Annotated in this window: 19 protein-coding genes; 12 read left to right on the top strand and 7 right to left on the bottom strand. The window is 70.9% G+C overall.

The window, feature by feature from the left end; translation table 11 throughout:
* Window positions 1–945: 945 nt before the first annotated feature.
* From OG589_RS20535 to OG589_RS20510, 6 genes are all read left to right on the top strand, one after another.
* Window positions 946–1,713 (top strand): cyclase family protein, encoded by a 768-nt coding sequence (locus OG589_RS20535; RefSeq protein WP_405151353.1) that lies wholly within the window; start codon window positions 946–948, stop codon window positions 1,711–1,713.
* Window positions 1,710–3,380, top strand: coding sequence for a thiamine pyrophosphate-binding protein (locus OG589_RS20530; RefSeq protein WP_405151351.1), 1,671 nt, complete (start codon window positions 1,710–1,712; stop codon window positions 3,378–3,380). Before OG589_RS20535 ends, OG589_RS20530 begins: the two co-directional genes overlap by 4 nt.
* Window positions 3,381–3,417: 37 nt before the next feature.
* Window positions 3,418–4,161, top strand: a complete 744-nt coding sequence (locus tag OG589_RS20525) for a lysophospholipid acyltransferase family protein (RefSeq protein WP_405151349.1) — start codon at window positions 3,418–3,420, stop codon at window positions 4,159–4,161.
* A gap of 46 nt (window positions 4,162–4,207) precedes the next feature.
* Window positions 4,208–4,624 carry a PPOX class F420-dependent oxidoreductase gene (locus tag OG589_RS20520; RefSeq protein ID WP_405151347.1) on the top strand — a complete coding sequence of 139 codons (417 nt, stop codon included), beginning with the start codon at window positions 4,208–4,210 and terminating at the stop codon, window positions 4,622–4,624.
* A gap of 163 nt (window positions 4,625–4,787) precedes the next feature.
* Window positions 4,788–5,012 (top strand): FitA-like ribbon-helix-helix domain-containing protein, encoded by a 225-nt coding sequence (locus tag OG589_RS20515; RefSeq protein ID WP_405151346.1) that lies wholly within the window; start codon window positions 4,788–4,790, stop codon window positions 5,010–5,012.
* Window positions 5,009–5,422 (top strand): type II toxin-antitoxin system VapC family toxin, encoded by a 414-nt coding sequence (locus tag OG589_RS20510; protein ID WP_405151344.1) that lies wholly within the window; start codon window positions 5,009–5,011, stop codon window positions 5,420–5,422. Before OG589_RS20515 ends, OG589_RS20510 begins: the two co-directional genes overlap by 4 nt.
* A gap of 46 nt (window positions 5,423–5,468) precedes the next feature.
* On the opposite strand, the gene pruA is transcribed toward OG589_RS20510, so the two are convergent.
* Both pruA and OG589_RS20500 read right to left on the bottom strand, forming a co-directional pair.
* Window positions 5,469–7,094 carry an L-glutamate gamma-semialdehyde dehydrogenase gene (gene pruA, locus OG589_RS20505; protein WP_405151342.1) on the bottom strand — a complete coding sequence of 542 codons (1,626 nt, stop codon included), beginning with the start codon at window positions 7,092–7,094 and terminating at the stop codon, window positions 5,469–5,471.
* 8 nt (window positions 7,095–7,102) lie between these two features.
* A complete protein-coding gene (locus OG589_RS20500) occupies window positions 7,103–8,020 on the bottom strand; it encodes a proline dehydrogenase family protein (RefSeq protein WP_405151340.1) in 918 nt (305 codons plus the stop codon).
* Between the two features lie 94 nt (window positions 8,021–8,114).
* On the opposite strand from OG589_RS20500, the gene OG589_RS20495 reads away from it, so the two are divergent.
* Window positions 8,115–9,194, top strand: a complete 1,080-nt coding sequence (locus tag OG589_RS20495; RefSeq protein ID WP_405151338.1) for a PucR family transcriptional regulator — start codon at window positions 8,115–8,117, stop codon at window positions 9,192–9,194.
* Here the strand turns inward: OG589_RS20495 and OG589_RS20490 are convergent.
* Window positions 9,179–10,279 carry a family 16 glycosylhydrolase gene (locus tag OG589_RS20490; RefSeq protein ID WP_405151336.1) on the bottom strand — a complete coding sequence of 367 codons (1,101 nt, stop codon included), beginning with the start codon at window positions 10,277–10,279 and terminating at the stop codon, window positions 9,179–9,181. The two genes, OG589_RS20495 and OG589_RS20490, sit on opposite strands and share 16 nt — an antisense overlap.
* 111 nt (window positions 10,280–10,390) lie before the next feature.
* Here OG589_RS20490 and sthA point away from each other — a divergent pair, with 111 nt between their 5' ends.
* Complete coding sequence (gene sthA, locus OG589_RS20485) at window positions 10,391–11,794, top strand: Si-specific NAD(P)(+) transhydrogenase (RefSeq protein WP_405151334.1); 1,404 nt, start codon at window positions 10,391–10,393, stop codon at window positions 11,792–11,794.
* An 81-nt stretch (window positions 11,795–11,875) separates the two neighbouring features.
* Here the strand turns inward: sthA and OG589_RS20480 are convergent, their stop codons facing one another.
* The 3 genes from OG589_RS20480 to OG589_RS20470 all read right to left on the bottom strand — a co-directional run bounded on the left by OG589_RS20480 (window position 11,876) and on the right by OG589_RS20470 (window position 15,362).
* Window positions 11,876–13,051, bottom strand: a complete 1,176-nt coding sequence (locus tag OG589_RS20480; protein ID WP_405151332.1) for a glycosyltransferase — start codon at window positions 13,049–13,051, stop codon at window positions 11,876–11,878.
* A gap of 220 nt (window positions 13,052–13,271) precedes the next feature.
* Complete coding sequence (locus OG589_RS20475) at window positions 13,272–13,412, bottom strand: hypothetical protein (protein WP_405151330.1); 141 nt, start codon at window positions 13,410–13,412, stop codon at window positions 13,272–13,274.
* Between the two features lie 54 nt (window positions 13,413–13,466).
* A complete protein-coding gene (locus OG589_RS20470; protein WP_405151328.1) occupies window positions 13,467–15,362 on the bottom strand; it encodes a SpoIIE family protein phosphatase in 1,896 nt (631 codons plus the stop codon).
* Between the two features lie 130 nt (window positions 15,363–15,492).
* On the opposite strand from OG589_RS20470, the gene OG589_RS20465 reads away from it, so the two are divergent.
* Complete coding sequence (locus OG589_RS20465) at window positions 15,493–16,221, top strand: ANTAR domain-containing protein (RefSeq protein ID WP_405151326.1); 729 nt, start codon at window positions 15,493–15,495, stop codon at window positions 16,219–16,221.
* Between the two features lie 57 nt (window positions 16,222–16,278).
* Here the strand turns inward: OG589_RS20465 and OG589_RS20460 are convergent, their stop codons facing one another.
* Window positions 16,279–16,647: an STAS domain-containing protein gene (locus OG589_RS20460; protein WP_405151324.1), complete on the bottom strand. Its 369-nt coding sequence runs from the start codon at window positions 16,645–16,647 to the stop codon at window positions 16,279–16,281.
* 225 nt (window positions 16,648–16,872) lie between these two features.
* On the opposite strand from OG589_RS20460, the gene OG589_RS20455 reads away from it, so the two are divergent.
* From OG589_RS20455 to OG589_RS20445, 3 genes are all read left to right on the top strand, one after another.
* Window positions 16,873–17,655, top strand: coding sequence for a SigB/SigF/SigG family RNA polymerase sigma factor (locus OG589_RS20455; protein WP_405151322.1), 783 nt, complete (start codon window positions 16,873–16,875; stop codon window positions 17,653–17,655).
* 165 nt (window positions 17,656–17,820) lie between these two features.
* Window positions 17,821–18,270, top strand: a complete 450-nt coding sequence (locus OG589_RS20450) for an ATP-binding protein (protein WP_405151320.1) — start codon at window positions 17,821–17,823, stop codon at window positions 18,268–18,270.
* A gap of 43 nt (window positions 18,271–18,313) precedes the next feature.
* Window positions 18,314–19,678 (top strand): NAD(P)/FAD-dependent oxidoreductase, encoded by a 1,365-nt coding sequence (locus OG589_RS20445; RefSeq protein ID WP_405151319.1) that lies wholly within the window; start codon window positions 18,314–18,316, stop codon window positions 19,676–19,678.
* Window positions 19,679–19,794: the final 116 nt, after the last annotated feature.

The raw sequence follows: 19,794 nt of genomic DNA, 5'->3' as shown, positions 1-19,794 counted from the left end.
AGGGAGATCTGGCCGGTGGGTCTGGGACGAGAATGTCCCGGCGTCACACCTGCGCCATTTGGATGACTGAGGCTTCGATGCTCACCGATGCCACCGGTTCGTAATCACGGTGGTCTTAGTCCCGGTTGAGCAGAGCCTGTCCAGAAACTTTCTGACGTACTGTCGAGCGGAAATATTTTCGGTCGTAATGATAGAACTGTGACTTTCTTAGTCCCAGGTGGTGCCGGGAGTGCGGGAGTAGCTGTCCCAGGTCGTTCCGGCGGTGCGGGTGTAGGAGTCCCAGGTGGTTCCGGCGGTGCGGGCGGAGGCGGTGGAGTTCGTCATTTCTTCGGCTCTTTTCTTGGGGGCTGTGTATTTGTTCTCGCACAACCAACTCTGCGGGAATCGCAACCCACAAACCAGACGAACCGGCGGCAGCAAGCTGCACCGCTGTGACCGCTTCCTGCCACCGCCACCCGGGACATGCCAGTCTGAGCCATAACCCCAGGTCAGGACGTCAACCTGCCTGCGGGCGCGAGCGCGCGAAGGTGGTCCCGCTCGTTCGTGATGCGGGGACCGCACGGCCGGGCGCCTGGGAAACGCGGGACGGTCCGGCCGCGCGGCCTGGCCCTCGCCACTCTGCGGCCGGGCCGCGTTCCAGCCGCGTACCGAACACTAATCCTTTCGGTGGAGGGCCCGCAAGGGATATGCCTGTTCCGTTATGGCGGATAAGGTCGGTCCTTCGAGCGGTGAGGCTTTCATGGTGGGTCGGCGATCCGGTGGGCCCTGGCTTCCACCGGGCCGCCGCTCACGTGGCCACCGATGACCCATGGCCAGGTCGTCGCCGGGCTCCTAGGATTCAGTGGTGCTCGTCGTCGGCGCGCGCTTCGCGCGGGTCGAGGAGCGAAGGGAAGTCACCGGGAGGTCTCCCGGGGATGATGGCTCCTACAGAAAGATGTCTGACGAATGTTGAGCAGTCTCGTCGAGAGCATCCGGAGTGGTGCGATCGAGGTGGTCGACCTCACGGCCCCGCTGAGTTCGGAGACGCCCACCCTCATGCTTCCCGAGCCCTTCGGGAACACCGTGCCGTTCCGGCTCACCGAGATCAGCCGGTACGACGACCGGGGCCCCGCCTGGTACTGGAATGACATCACCACCGGCGAGCACACCGGCACCCACTTCGACGCGCCGGTCCACTGGGTGACCGGGCGTGACGGCGAGGACGTCTCCCAGGTGCCGCTCGCGCGCCTGATCGCCCCGGCGGTGGTGCTCGACTTCGCCGCCCGCGCGGCCGCGGACCCCGACTTCCTGCTGGAGATCGAGCACGTCAAGGAGTGGGAGAAGGCCAACGGCCCGCTGCCCGACGGCGGCTGGCTGCTCTACCGCACCGGGTGGGATTCGCGGTCGGGCGACCAGGCGAGCTTCCTCAACGCCGACGAGACCGGGCCCCACACTCCGGGCATCTCGGTCGAGTGCGCCAGGTGGCTCGCCGAGGAGGCCCCGATCGGCGGGCTCGGCGTGGAGACGGTCGGCACCGACGCCGGGGCCGCGCACTCCTTCGACCCGGCCTTCCCCTGCCACTCGTTCCTGCTCGGCGCCGGCAAGTACGGTCTGACGCAGCTCCGCAACCTCGATCGGCTGCCCGTCACAGGCTCGGTGGTCATCGCTCCGCCGCTGCCCATCGTGGGCGGCTCCGGCAGCCCGGTGCGAGTGCTGGCGCTCGTCGAGCGATGATCGTCGCAAGGGCCGTCGGCGGGGTGCTGGCGGAGCTGGGGGTGGACACCGCCTTCGGCGTGGTCGGCAGCGGCAACTTCCACGTCACCAACGCCCTCGTGGAGCACGGCGTCCGGTTCGTCGCCGCCCGTCACGAAGGCGGCGCGGCCACCATGGCCGACGCGTACGCCCGCATGAGCGGCTCGGTCGGCGTCCTCAGCGTGCACCAGGGTCCCGGTCTGACCAACGCGATGACCGGCATCACCGAGGCCGCCAAGAGCCGCACGCCGCTGCTCGTCCTCGCCGGCGAGGCGCTGGAGCCCCGGTCGAACTTCCACATCGACCAGAGCGCGCTGGCCGAGGCGGTGGGCGCGGTGCCCGTACGCGTGGAGTCGCCCGCCACCGCCGTCGCCGACACCGTGCGGGCCTTCCGGCTGGCGGCGCACGACCGCCGGGCCGTCCTGCTGAACCTCCCCCTCGGCGTGCAGGGACAGCCGGTCGAGGGCGGCCTTGAGCCGCTCCCCGCCGCCGGTCAGAGCGCCCCGAGTCCCTCACCCGAGGCGGCGGCGGAGCTGGCGAAGGTGCTGGCCGGGGCGCGGCGTCCCGTCTTCGTCGCCGGGCGCGGGGCCCGGCACGCGCGGAGCGAGCTTGAGGAGCTGGCCGCCCGTACGGGTGCGCTGCTCGCCACCTCGGCCGTCGCCCGGGGCCTGTTCAAGGGCTCTCCGTGGAGTCTCGACGTCAGCGGCGGGTTCGCCTCCCCGCTGGCCGCCGAGCTGATCCGCGAGGCCGACGTCATCGTCGGATGGGGCTGCGCGCTCAACATGTGGACGATGCGGCACGGCGCGCTGATCGGGCCCGCCACCACCGTCGTCCAGGTCGACCTCGACCTGGACGCCCTCGGCGCCCACCGTCCCATCGGGCTGGGCGTGCTCGGCGACGTGGCGGCCACCGCGCGGGCGGTGACGGCCCTGCTCGCCGAACGCGGCTCACCGGCCGCGGCGGAGCCTCAGGAGCCGGCCGCGGAGGGGTACGGCCGTCGCACGCCCGCCATCGCCGAGAGGATCGCTCGCGAGGTCGCCTGGCGGGACGTGCCGTACGCCGACGAGTCTGGTGACGGCCGCATCGACCCCCGCACGCTGTCGATCGCCCTGGACGACCTGCTACCCGAGGAGCGCGTCGTCAGCGTCGACTCGGGGAACTTCATGGGTTACCCGTCAATGTTCCTGTCGGTGCCCGACGAGTACGGCTTCTGCTTCACCCAGGGCTTCCAGTCCGTGGGCCTCGGCCTCGCCACCGCCGTCGGCGCCGCCCTGGCCCGGCCCGACCGCCTGCCCGTCGCGGCCCTCGGGGACGGCGGCGCGCTCATGGGCATCGCCGAGCTGGAGACCGTCGTACGCCTCGGCCTGCACATGGTGATCGTGGTGTACGACGACGAGGCGTACGGCGCCGAGGTGCACCATTTCGGCCCGGACGGGTATCCGCTGGACCAGGTGCGGTTCCCGCCGGCCGACATCGCGGCGATCGCCCGGGGGTTCGGGTGCGCGGCGGTGACCGTGCGCGAGCGCGCCGACCTCGCGGCGGTGTCCGGCTGGCTGGACGGTCCGCGCGACCGGCCGCTCCTGATCCAGGCCAAGGTGACGGCGAGCCACGGCTCCTGGTGGCTGGAGGAGGCCTTCCGGGGCCACTGAGACGCCAAGTTACTCACGCGTAGGTTACGGTGCAGGCATGGCCGACATCCTGTACCCCCTGGTGATCGGGACAGCGCGAGGGCTGTTCAAGGCGCTCGACCTCAAGATCGAGGTGAACGGCGCCGAGCGGGTGCCGAGGAGCGGCGGCGCCGTGCTGGTCAGCAACCACGTGAGCTACCTGGACTTCATCTTCGTCGGATACGGCGCCTACCCCTCCCGCCGGCTCGTGCGGTTCATGGCCAAGAAGGAGGTCTTCTCCAACCGGATCTCCGGGCCGCTGATGCGCGGCATGCGCCACATCCCGGTCGATCGGTCGGCGGGTGCGGGCGCGTACGGCAGCGCCGTGGCCGCCCTGCGCGCGGGCGAGGTGGTCGGCGTGTTCGCCGAGGCGACGATCAGCCGGTCCTTCACGATCAAGGACATCAAGAACGGCGCCATGCGCATGGCGTCCGAGGCCGAGGTCCCGCTGATCCCGGTCACGGTCTGGGGGACGCAGCGCATGTGGACCAAGGGCCGCCCGAAGGCCCTCACCCAGCGGCACGTGCCCATCACGGTCGACGTCGGGGAGCCGTTGTTCCCCAAGCCGGGGCAGGACATCGCGGAGCTCGCGGACGGCCTGCGCACCCGGATGTCCGAGCAGCTCGACCGGGTGCAGCGGAGCTATCCCGAGATCCCGCAGGGCGTGTGGTGGCAGCCCGCCCACCTGGGCGGCACCGCTCCGACCCCCGAGGAGGCCGCCGCCCTGGACGCCGCCGAGCAGCGGGCGCGCCGCCGGGGCTGACCACGGGCCACCGCAGGCCGTGCCGTAACGTGACCTTATGCAGCGAATGAGTGACAGAGAGTGGCGCGAGTTCGTGCTCGAAGGGACGCGCACCGCGAAGATCGGGGTCACCCGGGCCGACGGCCGCCCGCACGTGACGCCCGTGTGGTTCGTCCTGGACGGCGACGACCTGGTGTTCACCACCAGCGGCACCGGCCAGAAGGCCAAGAGCCTGCGCCGCGACCCGAGGGCCGCCGTGTGCGTGGACGAGGAGCGGCCGCCGTACGCGTTCGTCATGATCGAGGGCACGGCGGCGATGTCCGACGACCTCGGCGAGCTGACCAAGTGGGCCACCGTGCTCGGCGGGCGCTACATGGGCGAGGACCGCGCCGAGGAGTTCGGCAGGCGCAACGGCGTGCCGGGGGAGGTCGTGGTGCGCATCCGCATCGGCAAGGTCATCGCCGTACGCGACATCGCCGCCTGAACCGGTCTACTCTCATCTGCGGGATCGCACCCCCCGCTGGCCTCCGAGCCGGCTGGACGTGACGGCTTCCGCTGCCCGGCACCTCTGCCTCGATGGTCCAGGGGACGTCGTGGGCGAGCAGCCAGGCTGTGTATGCATGCAATCTGCATGCTAAATTGGTGGCATGGGAACGATTCAGATTCGCGATGTCTCCGATGCGACCGAGCGGACACTGAAGGCACGGGCCGAGCGCGAAGGCAAGTCACTGACGGCCTACGTGCGCGATCTTCTGAACGAGGAGGCCGCCACCCCCACTCTGGACGAGGTGATGGCCAAGATCGCTTCTGATGAGCCGGTGCCTTATGACCCTGACTTCGTCCGCGAGACGATGCGAGAGGGTCACCGGTGAGCCTGGTCGTGGACGCCTCGATCGTCTTCCGCCTGCTGGCCAACGTGAAAGGCGACGATCTTCTCCGCCAGCGGTTGGCCCGCAAGCTGCACGCCCCGGCCTTGATCGACGTCGAGATCGCCTCGGTGGTGCGTGGGCACGTGATCACCAGTAAGCCGGAGGTGCGGATCACTGAGGCCCGTGCCCGGGTCATGCTGGAGCGCTACGCGCAGCTGAAGATCGTCCGGCACTCGATGCTCCCTCTGCAGCCGCGAGTGCTGGAGCTTCGGAACAACCTCACCGCCTATGACGGCATGTACGTAGCGCTCGCTGAATCACTGGGCGTGCCGCTGCTCACCGATGACGCCAAGTTCGCCGGCTCGGCGGGGCACCGAGCGGAGATCCACCGCTATCCGCCGCCGTTGGTATAGATCGCCGGGCGCTCCTGGCGCCCCGGAGCGTTCATCGGGCCGGGGGTCAGCCCATGTGGGGGTAGCGGTGGTCGAGGGGTGGGTTGAAGGTCTCCTTGATGGCGCGGGCGTTGACCCAGCGGATCAGGTTGAAGATCGACCCGGCCTTGTCGTCGGTGCCGGAGGCGCGGGCGCCGCCGAAGGGTTGCTGGCCGACGACCGCACCGGTGGGCTTGTCGTTGATGTAGAAGTTGCCGGCCGCGAAGCGCAGGCGCTCGGTGGCCGAGGCGATGGCGTACCGGTCCTGCGCGATGATCGACCCGGTCAGCGCGTACGGCGACACGCTCTCCATCTGGTCGAGCACGGTGTCGAAGCGGCTGTCGTCGTACACGTGGACGGCCAGGATCGGGCCGAAGTACTCCTTGACGAAGATCTCGTCCTCGGGGTCGGAGCCTTCGAGGATGGTCGGCCTGACGAAGTAGCCGGTCGAGTCGTCGTACGAGCCGGTGAGCACGTCGATCGAGCCGGTGGCGCGCGCCCGGTCGATGGCGGCCTTGTTCTTGGCGAAGGACCGGGAGTCGATGACGGCGCCCATGAACGTCGACAGGTCGGTGGCCACGTCGCCCACCGTCAGCGACTCGGCGGTGGCCACGAGGTCGTCGCGGATCGCCGACCAGATCGAGCGCGGGATGTACGCCCGCGAGGCCGCCGAGCACTTCTGGCCCTGGTACTCGAACGCGCCGCGGATCAGCGCCGTGGACAGCACGCCGGGGTCGGCGGAGGGGTGGGCGAGCACGAAGTCCTTGCCGCCGGTCTCACCGACCAGGCGCGGGTAGCCCCGGTAGGAGGCGATGTTGGCGCCGACCGTTCCCCACAGGTGCTGGAAGGTCGCGGTGGAGCCGGTGAAGTGAATGCCGGCCAGGTGCGGGTCGGTCAGCGCGACCTCCGAGACGGCCGCGCCGTTGCCGGTCACCAGGTTGATGACGCCCGGCGGGAGCCCGGCCTCCTCCAGCAGCCGCATCGTGAAGTGGGCCGCGAACTGCTGCGTCGGCGAAGGCTTCCAGACGACGACATTTCCCATCAACGCCACGGACGTCGGCAAATTTCCGGCGATGGCGGTGAAGTTGAACGGCGTGATCGCGAGCACGAAGCCTTCCAGCGGCCGGTACTCCATGCGGTTCCACACGCCCGGCGACGAGATCGGCTGCTCGGTGAGGAGCTGGCGGGCGAACGACACGTTGAAGCGCAGGAAGTCGATCAGCTCGCACGCGGCGTCGATCTCCGCCTGCTGCGCCGACTTCGACTGGCCGAGGATCGTGGCCGCGTTCAGCGTGGCGCGGCGCGGCCCGGCGAGCAGGTCCGCCGCCTTGAGGAAGATCGCGGCGCGCTCGTCGAACGACAGCGCCCGCCAGGCCGGGGCGGCCTTCAGGGCCGCGTCGATGGCGGCGCGCACGTCGGCGGCCGAGGCGTCCGCCGTACGGCCGAGCACGTGGGCGTGGTTGTGCGGCTGCACGACCTCGATCGTGGCGCCCGCGCCCATGCGCTGCTCGCCGTCGATGGTCATCGTCAGGTCGATCGCGGAGCCGGAGAGCTCCTTGACGCGGCTCTCCAGCGCGGAACGCTCGGCGCTGCCGGGGGCGTAGCCGTAGATCGGCTCGTTGACCGGGACGGGGACGTTGCTGACGGCATCCATGGAAGACCTCACTTGGAGCGGAGTGAACGCAGGAAGAAGGCGACGTTGGCGGGACGCTCGGCGAGGCGGCGCATGAAGTACCCGTACCAGTCGTCGCCGTAGGGGACGTAGACGCGGACCGAGGACCCGGCGCGGGCGAGCGCCTCCTGCTTGTCGGTCCTGATGCCGTAGAGCATCTGGTACTCGAAGGTGTCGCGTTCACGTCCCACGCGGTCGGCCAGCAGCTCGGTGATGGAGATGAGCCGGTCGTCGTGCGTGGCCACCATGGGGTAGCCCTTCCCCTCCATGAGGATACGCAGGCACCGCACGTACGCCTTGTCCACCTCCCCCTTGCTCTGGTGGGCCACGGAGGCCGGCTCGGCGTACGCGCCCTTGACCAGGCGGACCCGGGACCCCTCGTACGCCAGCTCGCGCAGGTCGGCCTCGCTGCGGAACAGGTAGGCCTGGACGGCGACGCCGGTCGCGGGGAAGTCCTCGCGCAGCGCGCGAAGGATCGACAGCGTGGAGTCGACCGTGGTGTGGTCCTCCATGTCGAGGGTCACGGTCGTACCGGCGTCGCGCGCGGCGGCGCAGATCTCCCTGGCGTGATCGAGCGCCATGCCGTGGCCGAGCACCTGGCCGACGGCCGACAGCTTGACCGAGACCTCGGCGCGGCCACCCAGCCCGAGCGGGCGCAGCGCGTCGAGCACCGTGACGTAGGCCTTGACGGTCTCCGCGGCGGCCTTGGCGTCCCTGGTCTCCTCGCCGAGGTGGTCGAGGGTGACCGACAGGCGGGCGTCGGTGAGGCGCTGGACGGCGGACAGCGCGTCCCCGGCGTCCTCGCCGGCGACGAACCGGTCGACCACGTGCCGGGTCACCGGGAAGCCTGAGACGGCGCGGCGCGCGAGCGGGCTTCGCGATACCGCGAGAAGTACGGAACCGAGCATGTTCACCACCATAAATCCGCAGCTCAAAGCCTTCCATGGACATCCGCCACGGGCCACGACTACCCCCTTCATACAGATGTATGACAATGGGCAGGTGGACCTGCAGGAAATCGTGGACGACATCGCTCGCATCCTGGACGCCTCGGCGACGCTGGAGGACCGCACCTTCCAGTTGCTCGCGTACGCGGCCCAGAGCGGCGACATCGACACGGTGAGGAGCGAGTCGATCCTGCGCCGCCGCGCGTCGGACGAGGTGCGCGCCTACTTCGAGGGCTTCGGCATCGCCTCGGCGGCCGGCCCGGTGCGCATCCCCGCCGACGAGGGGCTCGGCGTGCTCGCCAGGGTCTGCGTCCCGCTGCGCCACCGTGAGGTGACCTACGGGTATCTGTGGCTGCTCGACTCCGGCATGCTGAGCGACCTGCGCCTGGCGAGCGTGTCGCCCCTGGTCGGCCGGGCCGCCGCCGTCCTCGCCCAGGAGGCCCGCAGCCGCCAGGACCTCGGCGCCCGCCTGCGCGACCTGCTTTCACCCGACCCGGAGGTCCGCGCCTCCGCGGGCCTGGACATCACCGGCCCCGTCGCGGCGATAGCCGTACAGGCCGCGTCGGGACGGGTGGCGCCGCTGTGGACGCTGCCGCGCGGGGTGCTCGCCGACGCGGGCGACCCCCTCACCGCCGTCCTCGCCCCCGCCGCGCAGGCCCGGGCCGTCGCGGCCAGGGTGCGGGGGATGTACGGCACGGCCGCCGGCGTCGGGGGCGCCCGCGACGACCAGGCGGAGGCGTGGCGGAGCTGGCGGGAGGCGACGCTGGCCCTGCGCGCCGCCCAGCGGGTGCCGAGGTTCGCCCCCGTCGCCGCCTGGGCCGACCTCGGCGTCCACCGCGTGCTGGTGCGGCTGTCGGGGGCCGAGCTGGCGGACCTCGCGGCCGAGGCCGGAGCGCTGGACGGCGAGCTCGCGCGCACGGTGGAGACCTACCTCGACCGGGGCGGGCAGGCGCGCGAGACCGCCGCGCGGCTCGGCGTGCACCGCCAGACCCTTTACTACCGGCTGGCGAAGGCCGAGCGCGTCACCGGGCTCGACCTCGCCGACGGCGAGAGCCGTCTCCTGCTCCACCTCGGCCTCAAGGCGGCCGAGCTCCTCAGGGGCCCTGGCAGCCCCTCGCGTCACGGAGCGCGGTAGATCTTGACCCAGTCGACGAACATCGACACCGTCTTCGGTGTCGAGGAGTCGCGGCACGGCGACCACTGGTTGCAGACCACGTCGTTCTGCAGCGTCAGGTGCATCGGCCGCCCCTCGGGAACGCGCGGCCCGGTGTAGTCCCAGGTCTGCTTCCCGTCGAGCCAGAAGGTCAGGCGTCCCGGCAGCCAGTCGACGGCCACCGTGTGCCACTGGGTGAAGTCGGCGCGCATCTGGCTCTGTGCCTGCTCGGCCTCGCCCCTGTGGATGTAGATGCCGCCGGTGCGCCGGGTGGGGTCGATCACCTCGGCGAAGTCGATCTCGGAGTACTCGCCGCCCTGGCTGCTCGGCCACAGCAACGTGACCAGGGAGTAGCCGGCGCCGGCCTCGCCGCGGAAGCGCACCTCCCACCGGCCGTAGGTCTGGGACAGGTGGCTCGCGACGCCGCCCGAGAGGTCCTTGCCGTCGTAGAAGCCGCCGGTCATCTGGAGCATGCCGTCGTGGACCGCCGTCGCGCGGGCCGTGCGGGGGTTCACCTGGGCGTCGGGGGAGTCGTACACCTCCCACTTGTTCCTGTCGATCTGCGTGCCGTCGAAGTTCTCCACGAACACCGGGCCGCCCCACCTGGCGTCCGGCCGCGCCTGCACCCGCTCGCCGGCGGAGGGGGTGGCGCCGGGCTGCCCCGGGGTGCGGTCGGCGGCCGGGGGAGGGGCGCTGGGGGGCCTGGACGAGAGGCCGCCCGGCGGCGGAGGAGCGTCCGGCCCCCCGTACGGGCCGTCGCCCGAGGCGGGCGGGGAACCGGGCCGCCCGTACCGGTGGTCGTAGACCGGGGGCGGGGGATAGCCGGGGGCGTCGCCCTCACCGGGGCCCGCTCCGGAGGGGCGGCTCCCGTAGGGCGGGCGGCTCGCGACCGGGCCGGCGTGCGGAGGGTGGCTCTGCGCCGCGGCCGGGGGAGAGGCCGTGCCGTGCGCGGCCGGCGGGCGCGTCCGGCCCTGGGAGTGGCCGCCGTACGGGCCGTCGCCGCCCGGGCTGGGACAGAGGCTCAACGTCGTCGCCGCTACGATCATGTATGCGCTACGAATCGACATGCGCCCATGAAAGCAAGCATCTTCCCCTGATCACAGTGTTATAGCCATTTGGCGTTCCCGGCGGGCTCGCACAGCTTCACGGATCCGGTGGTTAGCCCCACACTTAGCGTTGTGTCGGATTTCGAGGTTCTTGTTCTAGGTTCCGGGCCCGGCGGGCAGAAAGCGGCCATCGCCGCGGCCAAGCTGGAGCGCCGCGTCGCGATCGTCGAGCGTCGCAACATGATCGGCGGGGTGTGCATCAACACCGGCACGATCCCGTCCAAGACCATGCGCGAGGCGGTGCTCTACCTCACCGGCCTCAACCAGCGCGAGATGTACGGCCAGAGTTACCGGCTCAAGGAAGACGTCACGGTCGCCGACCTCACCATGCGCACCTCCCACGTGGTGGGGCGTGAAGTGGACGTGATCCGCAGTCAGCTCTCGCGCAACCACGTCACCACGCTCGTCGGCTCCGGCAGGTTCGTCGACCCGCACACCATCGAGGTGGTCGACGAGTACGGCAAGGGAAGCAAGGTCACCGCCGACAAGATCATCATCGCCACCGGCACCCGGCCGGCCCGCCCCGAGAGCGTCGAGTTCGACGACCGCACGGTGATCGACTCCGACGGCATGATCCGGCTGGAGCGGGTGCCGGACTCGATGGTGGTGGTCGGCGCCGGGGTGATCGGCATCGAGTACGCCTCCATGTTCGCCGCCCTCGGCACCAAGGTCACCGTGGTCGAGCGGCGCGAGCGCATGCTCGACTTCTGCGACCTGGAGGTGGTCGAGGCGCTGAAGTACCACCTGCGGGACCTCGCGGTCACCTTCAGGTTCGGCGAGACGGTCGCCGCCGTCGAGCGCAGGGCGCGCGGCTGCGTCACGGTGCTGGAGAGCGGCAAGAAGATCCCCGCCGAGACCGTGATGTACTCGGCGGGCCGCCACGGCGTCACCGACGGGCTCGACCTCGAAGCCGCGGGCCTGGGCGCGGACGACCGGGGCCGCATCTCGGTCGACGAGCACTACCGCACGACCGTGCCGCATGTCTACGCGGTGGGCGACGTCATCGGCTTCCCTTCGCTGGCCGCCACGTCCATGGAGCAGGGCCGCATCGCCGCCCACCACGCCTGCGGCGAGCCGCTGAGGGCGATGTCACACCTCCAGCCGATCGGCATCTACACCATTCCCGAGATCAGCTTCATCGGGAAGACCGAGGACGAGCTCACCAAGTCCCTCATCCCCTTCGAGGTGGGCATCTCCCACTACCGGGAACTCGCGCGCGGGCAGATCATCGGCGACACGTACGGCATGCTCAAGCTGCTGGTGTCGCCGGACGACCGGGCCCTGCTCGGGGTGCACGTCTTCGGCACAGGGGCCACCGAGCTGCTCCACATCGGCCAGGCGGTCATGGGCTGCGGCGGCACGGTGGACTACCTGGTGGACGCGGTGTTCAACTACCCGACCCTCGCCGAGTCGTACAAGGTCGCGGCTCTGGACGCCATGAACAAGATCCGGCGGATGGCCCGCTTCGCCGAGTGAGCGCGAGTACCGCACACGCGTGAGCCCGCGCCACCGGAGGGTGGCACGGGCTCGGATCGCGCGGGGGGAGCGGATGACCGCTCAGGCGGCCTCGGCCTCCTCGACCTCCACCTCGACCTGGTGGCGGCCGGTCACGTTGTCGTAGACGCGGACCAGCTCGCGGCTGATGCGCTCCATCGAGTAGCGCGAGCCTGCGCGGTCGGCGCCGGCGAAGCCGAGGGCGGTGCGGCGGGTGAGGTCGCCGAGGAGCCGGCGGGTGCGGCGGGCCAGTACGGCGGGGTTGTCGGGGCGGATCAGCATGCCGGTCACGCCGTCGACCACCGAGTCGAGGTGGGCGCCGGCGGCGGAGGCGATGACGGGGACACCGCAGGCCATGGCCTCAAGGGCCACCTTGCCGTTGGGAACCGCGATCGGCAGCGAGAGCACCACGTCGGCGCTGCGCATCAGCTTGGCGACGCCGTTGTGGGGAACGTGGCCGAGCAGGGTGACGCGGTCCTCGACGCCCACCTCCTTGGCCAGCAGGCGCAGGCGCTCCAGGTCGTGCTCGGTGTCGGGGGCGCCGGCCACGGGGCCGCCGGCGATCAGCAGTTCGGCGCCGGGGATGCCGTCGAGCGCCCTGATCGCGGTGTACGCGCCGCCGCCGGGGGTGATGTGGCCGACGTGCACGAGGCGGGGGCGGTCGCTCCGGGTGAGGGCGGGGCCCTGGCGGCGGAAGCGCTCGATGTCGACGCCGTGCGGGACGACCGCGATGTTCTTGCGCGGCACGCCCATCCGGATCAGCTCGGCGGCCTCGTCGTCGCAGGAGGCGATGACCGCGTTGGCCCGGCGGCCGATCGCGCGCTCCAGCCGCACCCGTGCCGCCTGGCCGCGGTCGGCGCCGGGCCGGATGCGGGACGATCCGAGCTGGTGGAAGGTCTGGGTGATGGGTACGTCGAGGCCCTCGGAACCGGCGATGGCGGCGAGCCCGCCCGTCCAGGAGTGGGCGTGGACGACGTCCGGGCGGTCCTTGCTCCACCGCTGCATGAGCTGCGCGCTGAAGTCGGAGATGTACGGCATGAGCGCGTTCTCCGGGAGCGGCTCCGCGGGGCCCGCCGTGAGGTACTCGATGGTCACGCCGGTCGCCACCTTCACCCGCGGCTTGCGGTCGGCGGCGTTGCGGCGGGTGTAGACGGTCACGCGGTGGGCACCGCTCAGCTCACGGGCGATGGCCGGGATGTCGGCGGGAAGATCGTGCACGGAGACGATGGCGATGTTCATGGCACACCTCAGGAGAGCCGGGTCGTGTCGACCCACAGACGTACTGAGTTGTGCCTGCGTCTTAGGCACTGAATCTGTGACTCAGTGTACCGACGTCCGGAACCAGGGAAACCCCTCAAGGTAAAAAAATCTCAAGAAAGGTCGTGCTCCGGTACATCTTCGGCCGCTGACCTGCGAACTTTCCGGCGAGCACTCACAAACCGGACGGCACGCACGGTCATCAAGCCTCCTCCCCGGGGAGCCGCAGACCCGGCAGGCCGTCCCAGCCGATGAGCCGGATGAGGTGCCCGACGTGGCCCGCGAGCGGGCTCAGCACGAGCACCCGGCCGCCGGGGAGGCCCGAGGCCGCCTCGGCGAGCACGCGGAGCCCCGCCAGGTCGACCCGCTTCCTGGACGGGCGCAGGGCAGGGCCCCCTCAGCGGGTGCGGCGCAGGGCGAGGATGGTGGTCTCGTCGAGCACCTGACCGCCGCAGAAGGCCTGGTGGTCCTCCTCCACGGCCTTGACGACCGCGCCCGCCGACTGCCCCGTGCAGCGCGTGAGCACCTCGGTGAGGCGCCCCTCGCCGTACGCGAGCTCGGCCTGGCCGGACCTGCCGCGCGAGCCGGCGAGCCCGTCGGAATACAGCACCAGGGTCTCGCCGAGGGCGACGCTGATCTCCTCCACGGGGATCTCCGCGCCGGTCTCGATGCCGAGCGGCATGCCGCCTCCCAAGGTGAAGCGCACCCCGCCGTCGCCCTTCAGCACCGCGGGAGGGTGGTTGCCCGCCGACGCCAGCCGGACGCGGCCGCCGCGCCTGCCCGGGGTGACGAACCCGGCGGCGACCATGACGAACATGCCGGTGTCCTGCATCACCAGGGCGTCGTTGAGCTTGGCCACCACCGCTCCCGGGTCGTCCTCCCACACGCTGAGCGTGCGCAGGCCGCCGCGCACCATCGCGGTGACCGACGCCGCCTCATCTCCCTGGCCGACCACGCCGCCGACGGCGAAGCCCCAGCCGTCCTTGACGCGGAAGACGTCGTAGAACTCCCCGCCGATCGCTCTCGGCCCGGCGCCCGTGTGGTACGCCGCCGCCGTGTCGTAGCCGGGGACGTCCGGCAGGTTGCGGGGGAGCACCCCGGTCTGGAGGGTCTCCGCCGCCTGGGACCTGCCCTGGAAGAGGCGCTGGGCGCGCAGCGCCAGCCCGATGTGGGCGCCGGCGTCCTCCATCAGCGCGAGGTCGGCGAGGCCGAACGGGGGCCGCTCGCGCAGCCGCAGCAGCGTGACGACGCCGTGGGTCTCCCCACCGGCCCGGATGGGGACGCTCAGCACCGACCCGGCCCGCGTCGTGTGCAGGACCGGGGTGCCGTCGGGCAGCACGCCGAGCAGCGAGTCGTCCTCGACCATCTCCTGCACCACACCGCCCTCGCTCGCGAGCACATGGGCGACGAGCGGGGCCGCCGAGGGGTCCATGCGCTCCAGGGTCTGCACGAGGCGGGCCACCGGCTGGTTGGTGGGCCCGATGACCAGCGACCGCTGCGCCGCGCCGTTGCGCACGACGTCGGCGAACACCCAGTCGGCGGCGTGGGAGGCGAGCAGCCGGCCCGCCCTGATGAGCGCGACCGGCTCGCTCAGGCTCTCCTCGTCCAGGAGCAGCCGGGTGAGCTGCGACATCAGCTCCTGGCGCCGGGCCGTGCCCATGACGATCGACTCTTCGGGCGCCGGCTCCGGCTCGGCCTCCTGGCCCGGCTCCGGCATCCGCACCTCGACGGGAAGCGCCACCGCGGCGATCATCTCCTGGGGCTCCCCGGGCATGCGGAGCTGGGTCAGGACGAGCCGTACGTTGTGGGCGCGGCCCTGGTGGGCCAGCCGCGTCGGGAAGGCCGCGGTCTCCCCGGTGTGGAGCACGGAGGTCAGGTGGGAGCGGAAGGCCGCCCGGCGCGAGACGTCCACCAGCAGCGGGAAGGCCCGGCCGGTCAGGTAGCCGTCCGGGCTGCCGAGCAGGCGGGACGCCTCGGCGTTCACGCGGCGCACCGTGCCCGCGTTGTCGAGCACGATCACCGGCACCGGCATCGTGCGGTAGATCGTCCGCAGCAGCTTGAGCTCGCGGTTGGAACCGCTCTCCTTGCCGCCCGGCCTGCGACGCGACTTGCCGAGCTCGCCGATCGAGGCCCGCAGGAGGTCGCGGGCGGTCTCCAGCTCCACGAGCGCGGCGTCCAAGGTCGGACCCGGGTCGCCCGGGTAGGCCGAGCGCGTGTCGCGGAGGGAGGATATGCGGGCCGTGAGGCCGCTCAGCGCCTGTTCGAGCGCGGGAACATCAGTAGGGTCGGTCAATTGTGGTCCTTCGTATGGCCGAGGGGAGCGTGGGTTCCCCTGCTAGACCGTACGTCAAGAAGGGGCTCCCCATCGATGAGCACCTCGCGGTTGGAATTAACCTGGCATTCAAGGGAAGCGGGAGCCTTGTATGGAGACCATGAGGATGTTCAGCCCCACCCTCGCGCGTGACCTCGCGGCCCTCGGCCGCGTACACGAGGGCACCTCCATGGAGAGCGTGCTCCGGGGGATCACCGGCGCCGTGGCGGTGGGCGTGCCCGGTTGCGCGGGCGGCACGGTCGAGCTGCGGCGCGAGGAGCGGCTCATGCTCTCAGCGTCCCACAGCGACCTGATCGCCCTGGTCGACCGGGAGCAGGCGCTCGGCGAGGGCCCGTCCGCGGAGGCGCTCGCCACCGGCAGGAACGTCGTGGTCACCGACGTGCTGCTCGACACCCGCTGGCCCCGGTACGCCGCGACGGCCGTCAAGCACGGAGTGCGCTCGATCCTCGTGCTGCCGATCGCCGTCGACGGCGCGACGCTCGTCCTCGGCCTGTACGCCGTGCGGCCGGGCGCGTTCGCGGGCGGCTCCGCGGAGTCGCTCGCCACCCTGCTGACCGAGCAGCTCACCGTGGCCCTCGCCAACATCTCGGACTACGACGACGTGCTCACCGACGCCGCGCAGCTCCAGGAGGCGCTCGCGGGACGCGCGGTGATCGACCAGGCCAAGGGCATCATCATGCACGCCAGCGGCTGCTCGGCGGAGGCGGCCTTCGACGAGCTGCGCCGCCTGTCGCAGCACCACCAGGTTAAGGTCGCCGACCTCGCCCGCCTGCTGGTGACCGAGCACCAGAGCAAGCACGGCGGGGCCGTGCCGTCCTGACCCGGGGCCGTCGCTCCTCATGATTCGCGGGACTCCAGCGCCACGCGCCGGGGTGGATCAGGCCTTGAAGGCCTCCAGCGCCTCGTCGAGGGTGTCGTACAGGGGCAGGCGCTGCGCGAGGCCGGTCACCCACATCACCTTGGAGTTGGAGTACTGCACTCCGACCAGGGCGAAGTGGCCCTGCGCCGCCATCGTGCGCTGCCAGTGGTGCACGATCAGCCCGAGCGCGCGGGAGTCCATGAACGTGACGCCGGCCAGGTCGAGCACCAGGTCGGGGCCGTAGTCGTCGGCGATCTCGGCGAGCCGGTCGGTGAACTGGTCACGGGTGGTCGCGTCGAGGATGCCGGTCACCTTCACGACGGGCACCCCCTCGGCGACCGCCGAAGTAAGGGTCAGGGCCGAATCTGCCCTATCTGGAACGGTCACCACGCGCCTCCTCGCCGCTTCCCTGGCGCATGGCGCCAACCCCCTCGGGGGGTCAATCGCAACATTACTGTTGCCCGGGGGGTAGCAATACTCTTGATTTTTAGGGAATACTGGAGCCGAGGTCCAGCAGAGGGCCTCGTCTCGACAGTAGTACGCGAGGCGATGGCGGCTCTGCATGGGCATTGCCGGTTGCGCCTCGCTTGCAAGGCATACGAGGGAGCAGCAATGGCTGCCGAGGACCGCACTTTCCCCCAGACCGACGTCACCGCCGAAGACCTCCTGCGCGAGCTCGTGGAGCCGGGCATCACCGAGGCAAGGCGAGCGCGGCTGCGCGAGATGATCGTAGAGATGCACCTCCCCATGGCGAGGGAGATCTCCCGCCGGTACCTCCACCGGGGCGAGCCCATGGAAGACCTGCTCCAGGCCGCGTACGTGGGCCTGATGAAGGCGATCAACGGGTTCGACGCCGAGCTTGGGCACAGCTTCAGAGGCTATGCCATGGTGACCATGACCGGCGAAGTGAAGCGGCACTTCCGGGACAGGACCTGGGCCGTCCGGGTCCCGCGTCTTTACCAGGAGCGGCGCTCCGAGCTCAACCGGCTCGTCGCCGACTTCACGCAGGAGCTCGGCAGGTTCCCCACCGTCGCCGAGCTGGCCAAGCGCATGGGCATCTCCGAGGAGGACATGCTCCTCACGATGGACGCCTCCGCCGCGTACAGCACCCTGTCGCTGGACGCCCCGATGGGCGCCGACGACGACGCCGCCGCGCTCGGGGACCTCATCCCGGACGAGGACGACGAGCTGGCCACGCTCGTGGACCGCGAGGCCATCAAGCCCCTGATCGACCAGCTGCCGGAGCGGGAGCGCAACATCCTGCTCCTGCGCTACTACGGCAACATGACCCAGGCCGAGATCGCCGCCGAGTTCGGCATCTCCCAGATGCACGTGTCCCGCATCCTGCGCAAGGTTCTCGACCAGCTCCGGTCGCAGCTCGTCGCCACTTGCTGATTAATCCGCCCCTCCCTGGGCACTCAACCGCCGAACAGAAGTTACGCGGAGGGGGCACTTCCCTCACGGACCGGCAACCCGGGGTATCTTCGTCGGTGTAAATCGGCGGCCCCAGGGTGCAGGGCGACCTTTCCTAAGCTGATCGCTCTTGGAGGCGGTTATCGGGTGAACGAGGACGAAGTCCCTCCTCCCCGCTTCCTCACGGACGGGAGCGGCCCTTCGCCGCTCCCGTCCGGCGCGGCGGTCAGGGAAATGACGTTCTGCGTGGGAGACCTCCCGGACGTTCGAGACTTCGCCGCCCTCCAAGCCCGCAGGGCGGGCATGGTCGAGGGGGACGTCGGCGACTACCTGGTCGCCGTCAACGAGGTCGCCACGAACGCCGTGACGCACGGAGCCGCCAAGGCGCGGGTGCGCGTGTGGTGCGAGGGCGGCGACCTCCTGATCGACATCCACGACGACGGCCACTGGATCCCCGGCGAGCCGCCGGGCATGGTCGCTCCGCACGACTACTCGACCAGCGGGATGGGCCTGTGGGTGGCCAGGCGGCTGGCGAAGAAGCTCATCCTGAGAACCGGCGCAAACGGGACAAATGTCGTGATGCGCTTCAAGATCTGACAAACCTCTGTATGTCGGTCTCCAGTGGGGTACGTCCCGGGGTATGACTCAGCGAATCCCTCGCGTGCTCGTCGTGGGAGGCGGCTACGTCGGGATGTTCACGGCCCTCCGCCTGCAGAGGAAGCTCCGCCGCGACGAGGCCCGCGTGACCGTGGTCGACCTGGACTCCTACATGACCTACCAGCCCTTCCTGCCGGAGGCGGCGGCCGGGAGCGTGGAGCCGAGGCACGTCGTCGTCTTCCTGCGCCGCGTCCTGCCGAGATGCGAGATCCTCAGCGGCAGGGTGACCAGGGTCGACCTCGCCTCGCGCACGGCCGACTTCGAGCCCTACGGGGGGCCGGGGCGCCGGCTCGAGTACGACTATCTCGTGTTCGCGCCCGGTTCGGTCTCCCGGACGCTCCCGATCCCCGGCCTCGCCGAGTGCGGCATCGGCTTCAAGACCCTGGAAGAGGCCATCCACCTGCGCAACCACGTGCTCGCCCAGCTCGACCTGGTGGCCTCGACCACCGACGACCGGGTACGGCGGCGGGCGCTGGCGTTCGTCTTCGTGGGTGCCGGCTTCGCGGGCGTGGAGGCCCTCGCCGAGCTGGAGGACATGGCCGCCGAGGCGTGCCGCTACTTCCCCGCGATCAAGCCGTGGGACATGCGGTGGATGCTCGTCGAGGCCACCGACAAGATCCTCCCGGAGGTCGGCCCGGAGATGGGGCGGTGGACCGCCGAGCAGCTCCGCGGGCGCGGCATCGAGGTGCGGACCGAGACCCTGCTCAGATCGGCGGAGAACCACCACATCGTGCTGAGCGACGGCGACGAGTTCGACGCCGACACCCTGGTGTGGACGGCCGGCGTCAAGCCGAACCCGCTGGTCAGATCCGGCGACCTGCCGCTCGACTCCCATGATCGGGTCAAGGTCGACCCGTGCCTCGTCGTCGAGGGCACCACCTTCGCCTTCGCGGCCGGTGACTGCGCCGCGGTTCCCGACCTGACCAGGCCGGGGGAGACCACCGCGCCCAACGCCCAGCACGCCGTACGGCAGGCCGGGCGGCTGGCCGACAACCTCATCGCCACCCTGCGCGGCGAGAGGCGCAAGCCGTACGTGCACAAGAGCGTCGGCTCGGTCGCGAGCCTCGGACTCTACCGGGGCGTCGCGAACGTCTACGGGCACCAGGTCCGCGGGTTCCCCGCCTGGCTGCTGCACCGGGCGTACCACCTGTCGAAGATCCCGACGTTCAACAAGAAGACCCGCATCCTGGTGGACTGGACGCTCGGGTTCTTCTTCAAGCGCGAGATCGTCTCGCTGGGCGCCATGCAGGACCCCCGCCAGGAGTTCGAGCTCGCCGCCCGCTCCGGCTTCCGTGCGTCCCGCGAACGCGCTCCGGCCCACTCGGGAGCGGGCAGGTTCGGCGGCTAGCTCTTCAGGTCCGGCGTGCTTCGGGATGCGGCGGGTGGGTCCGGCGTGCTTCGGGATGCCGCGGGTGCGTCCGGCATGCTTCGGGAGGTGGCGGTTCGGGCGGGCAGGCGAAAGGG

This window comes from Sphaerisporangium sp. NBC_01403 (assembly GCF_045040145.1).
Classification (GTDB): Bacteria; Actinomycetota; Actinomycetes; order Streptosporangiales; family Streptosporangiaceae; genus Sphaerisporangium; species Sphaerisporangium viridialbum.
The sequence above is the reverse complement of the archived record's forward strand: the minus strand, read 5'-3'. Positions and strand labels throughout refer to the sequence as shown.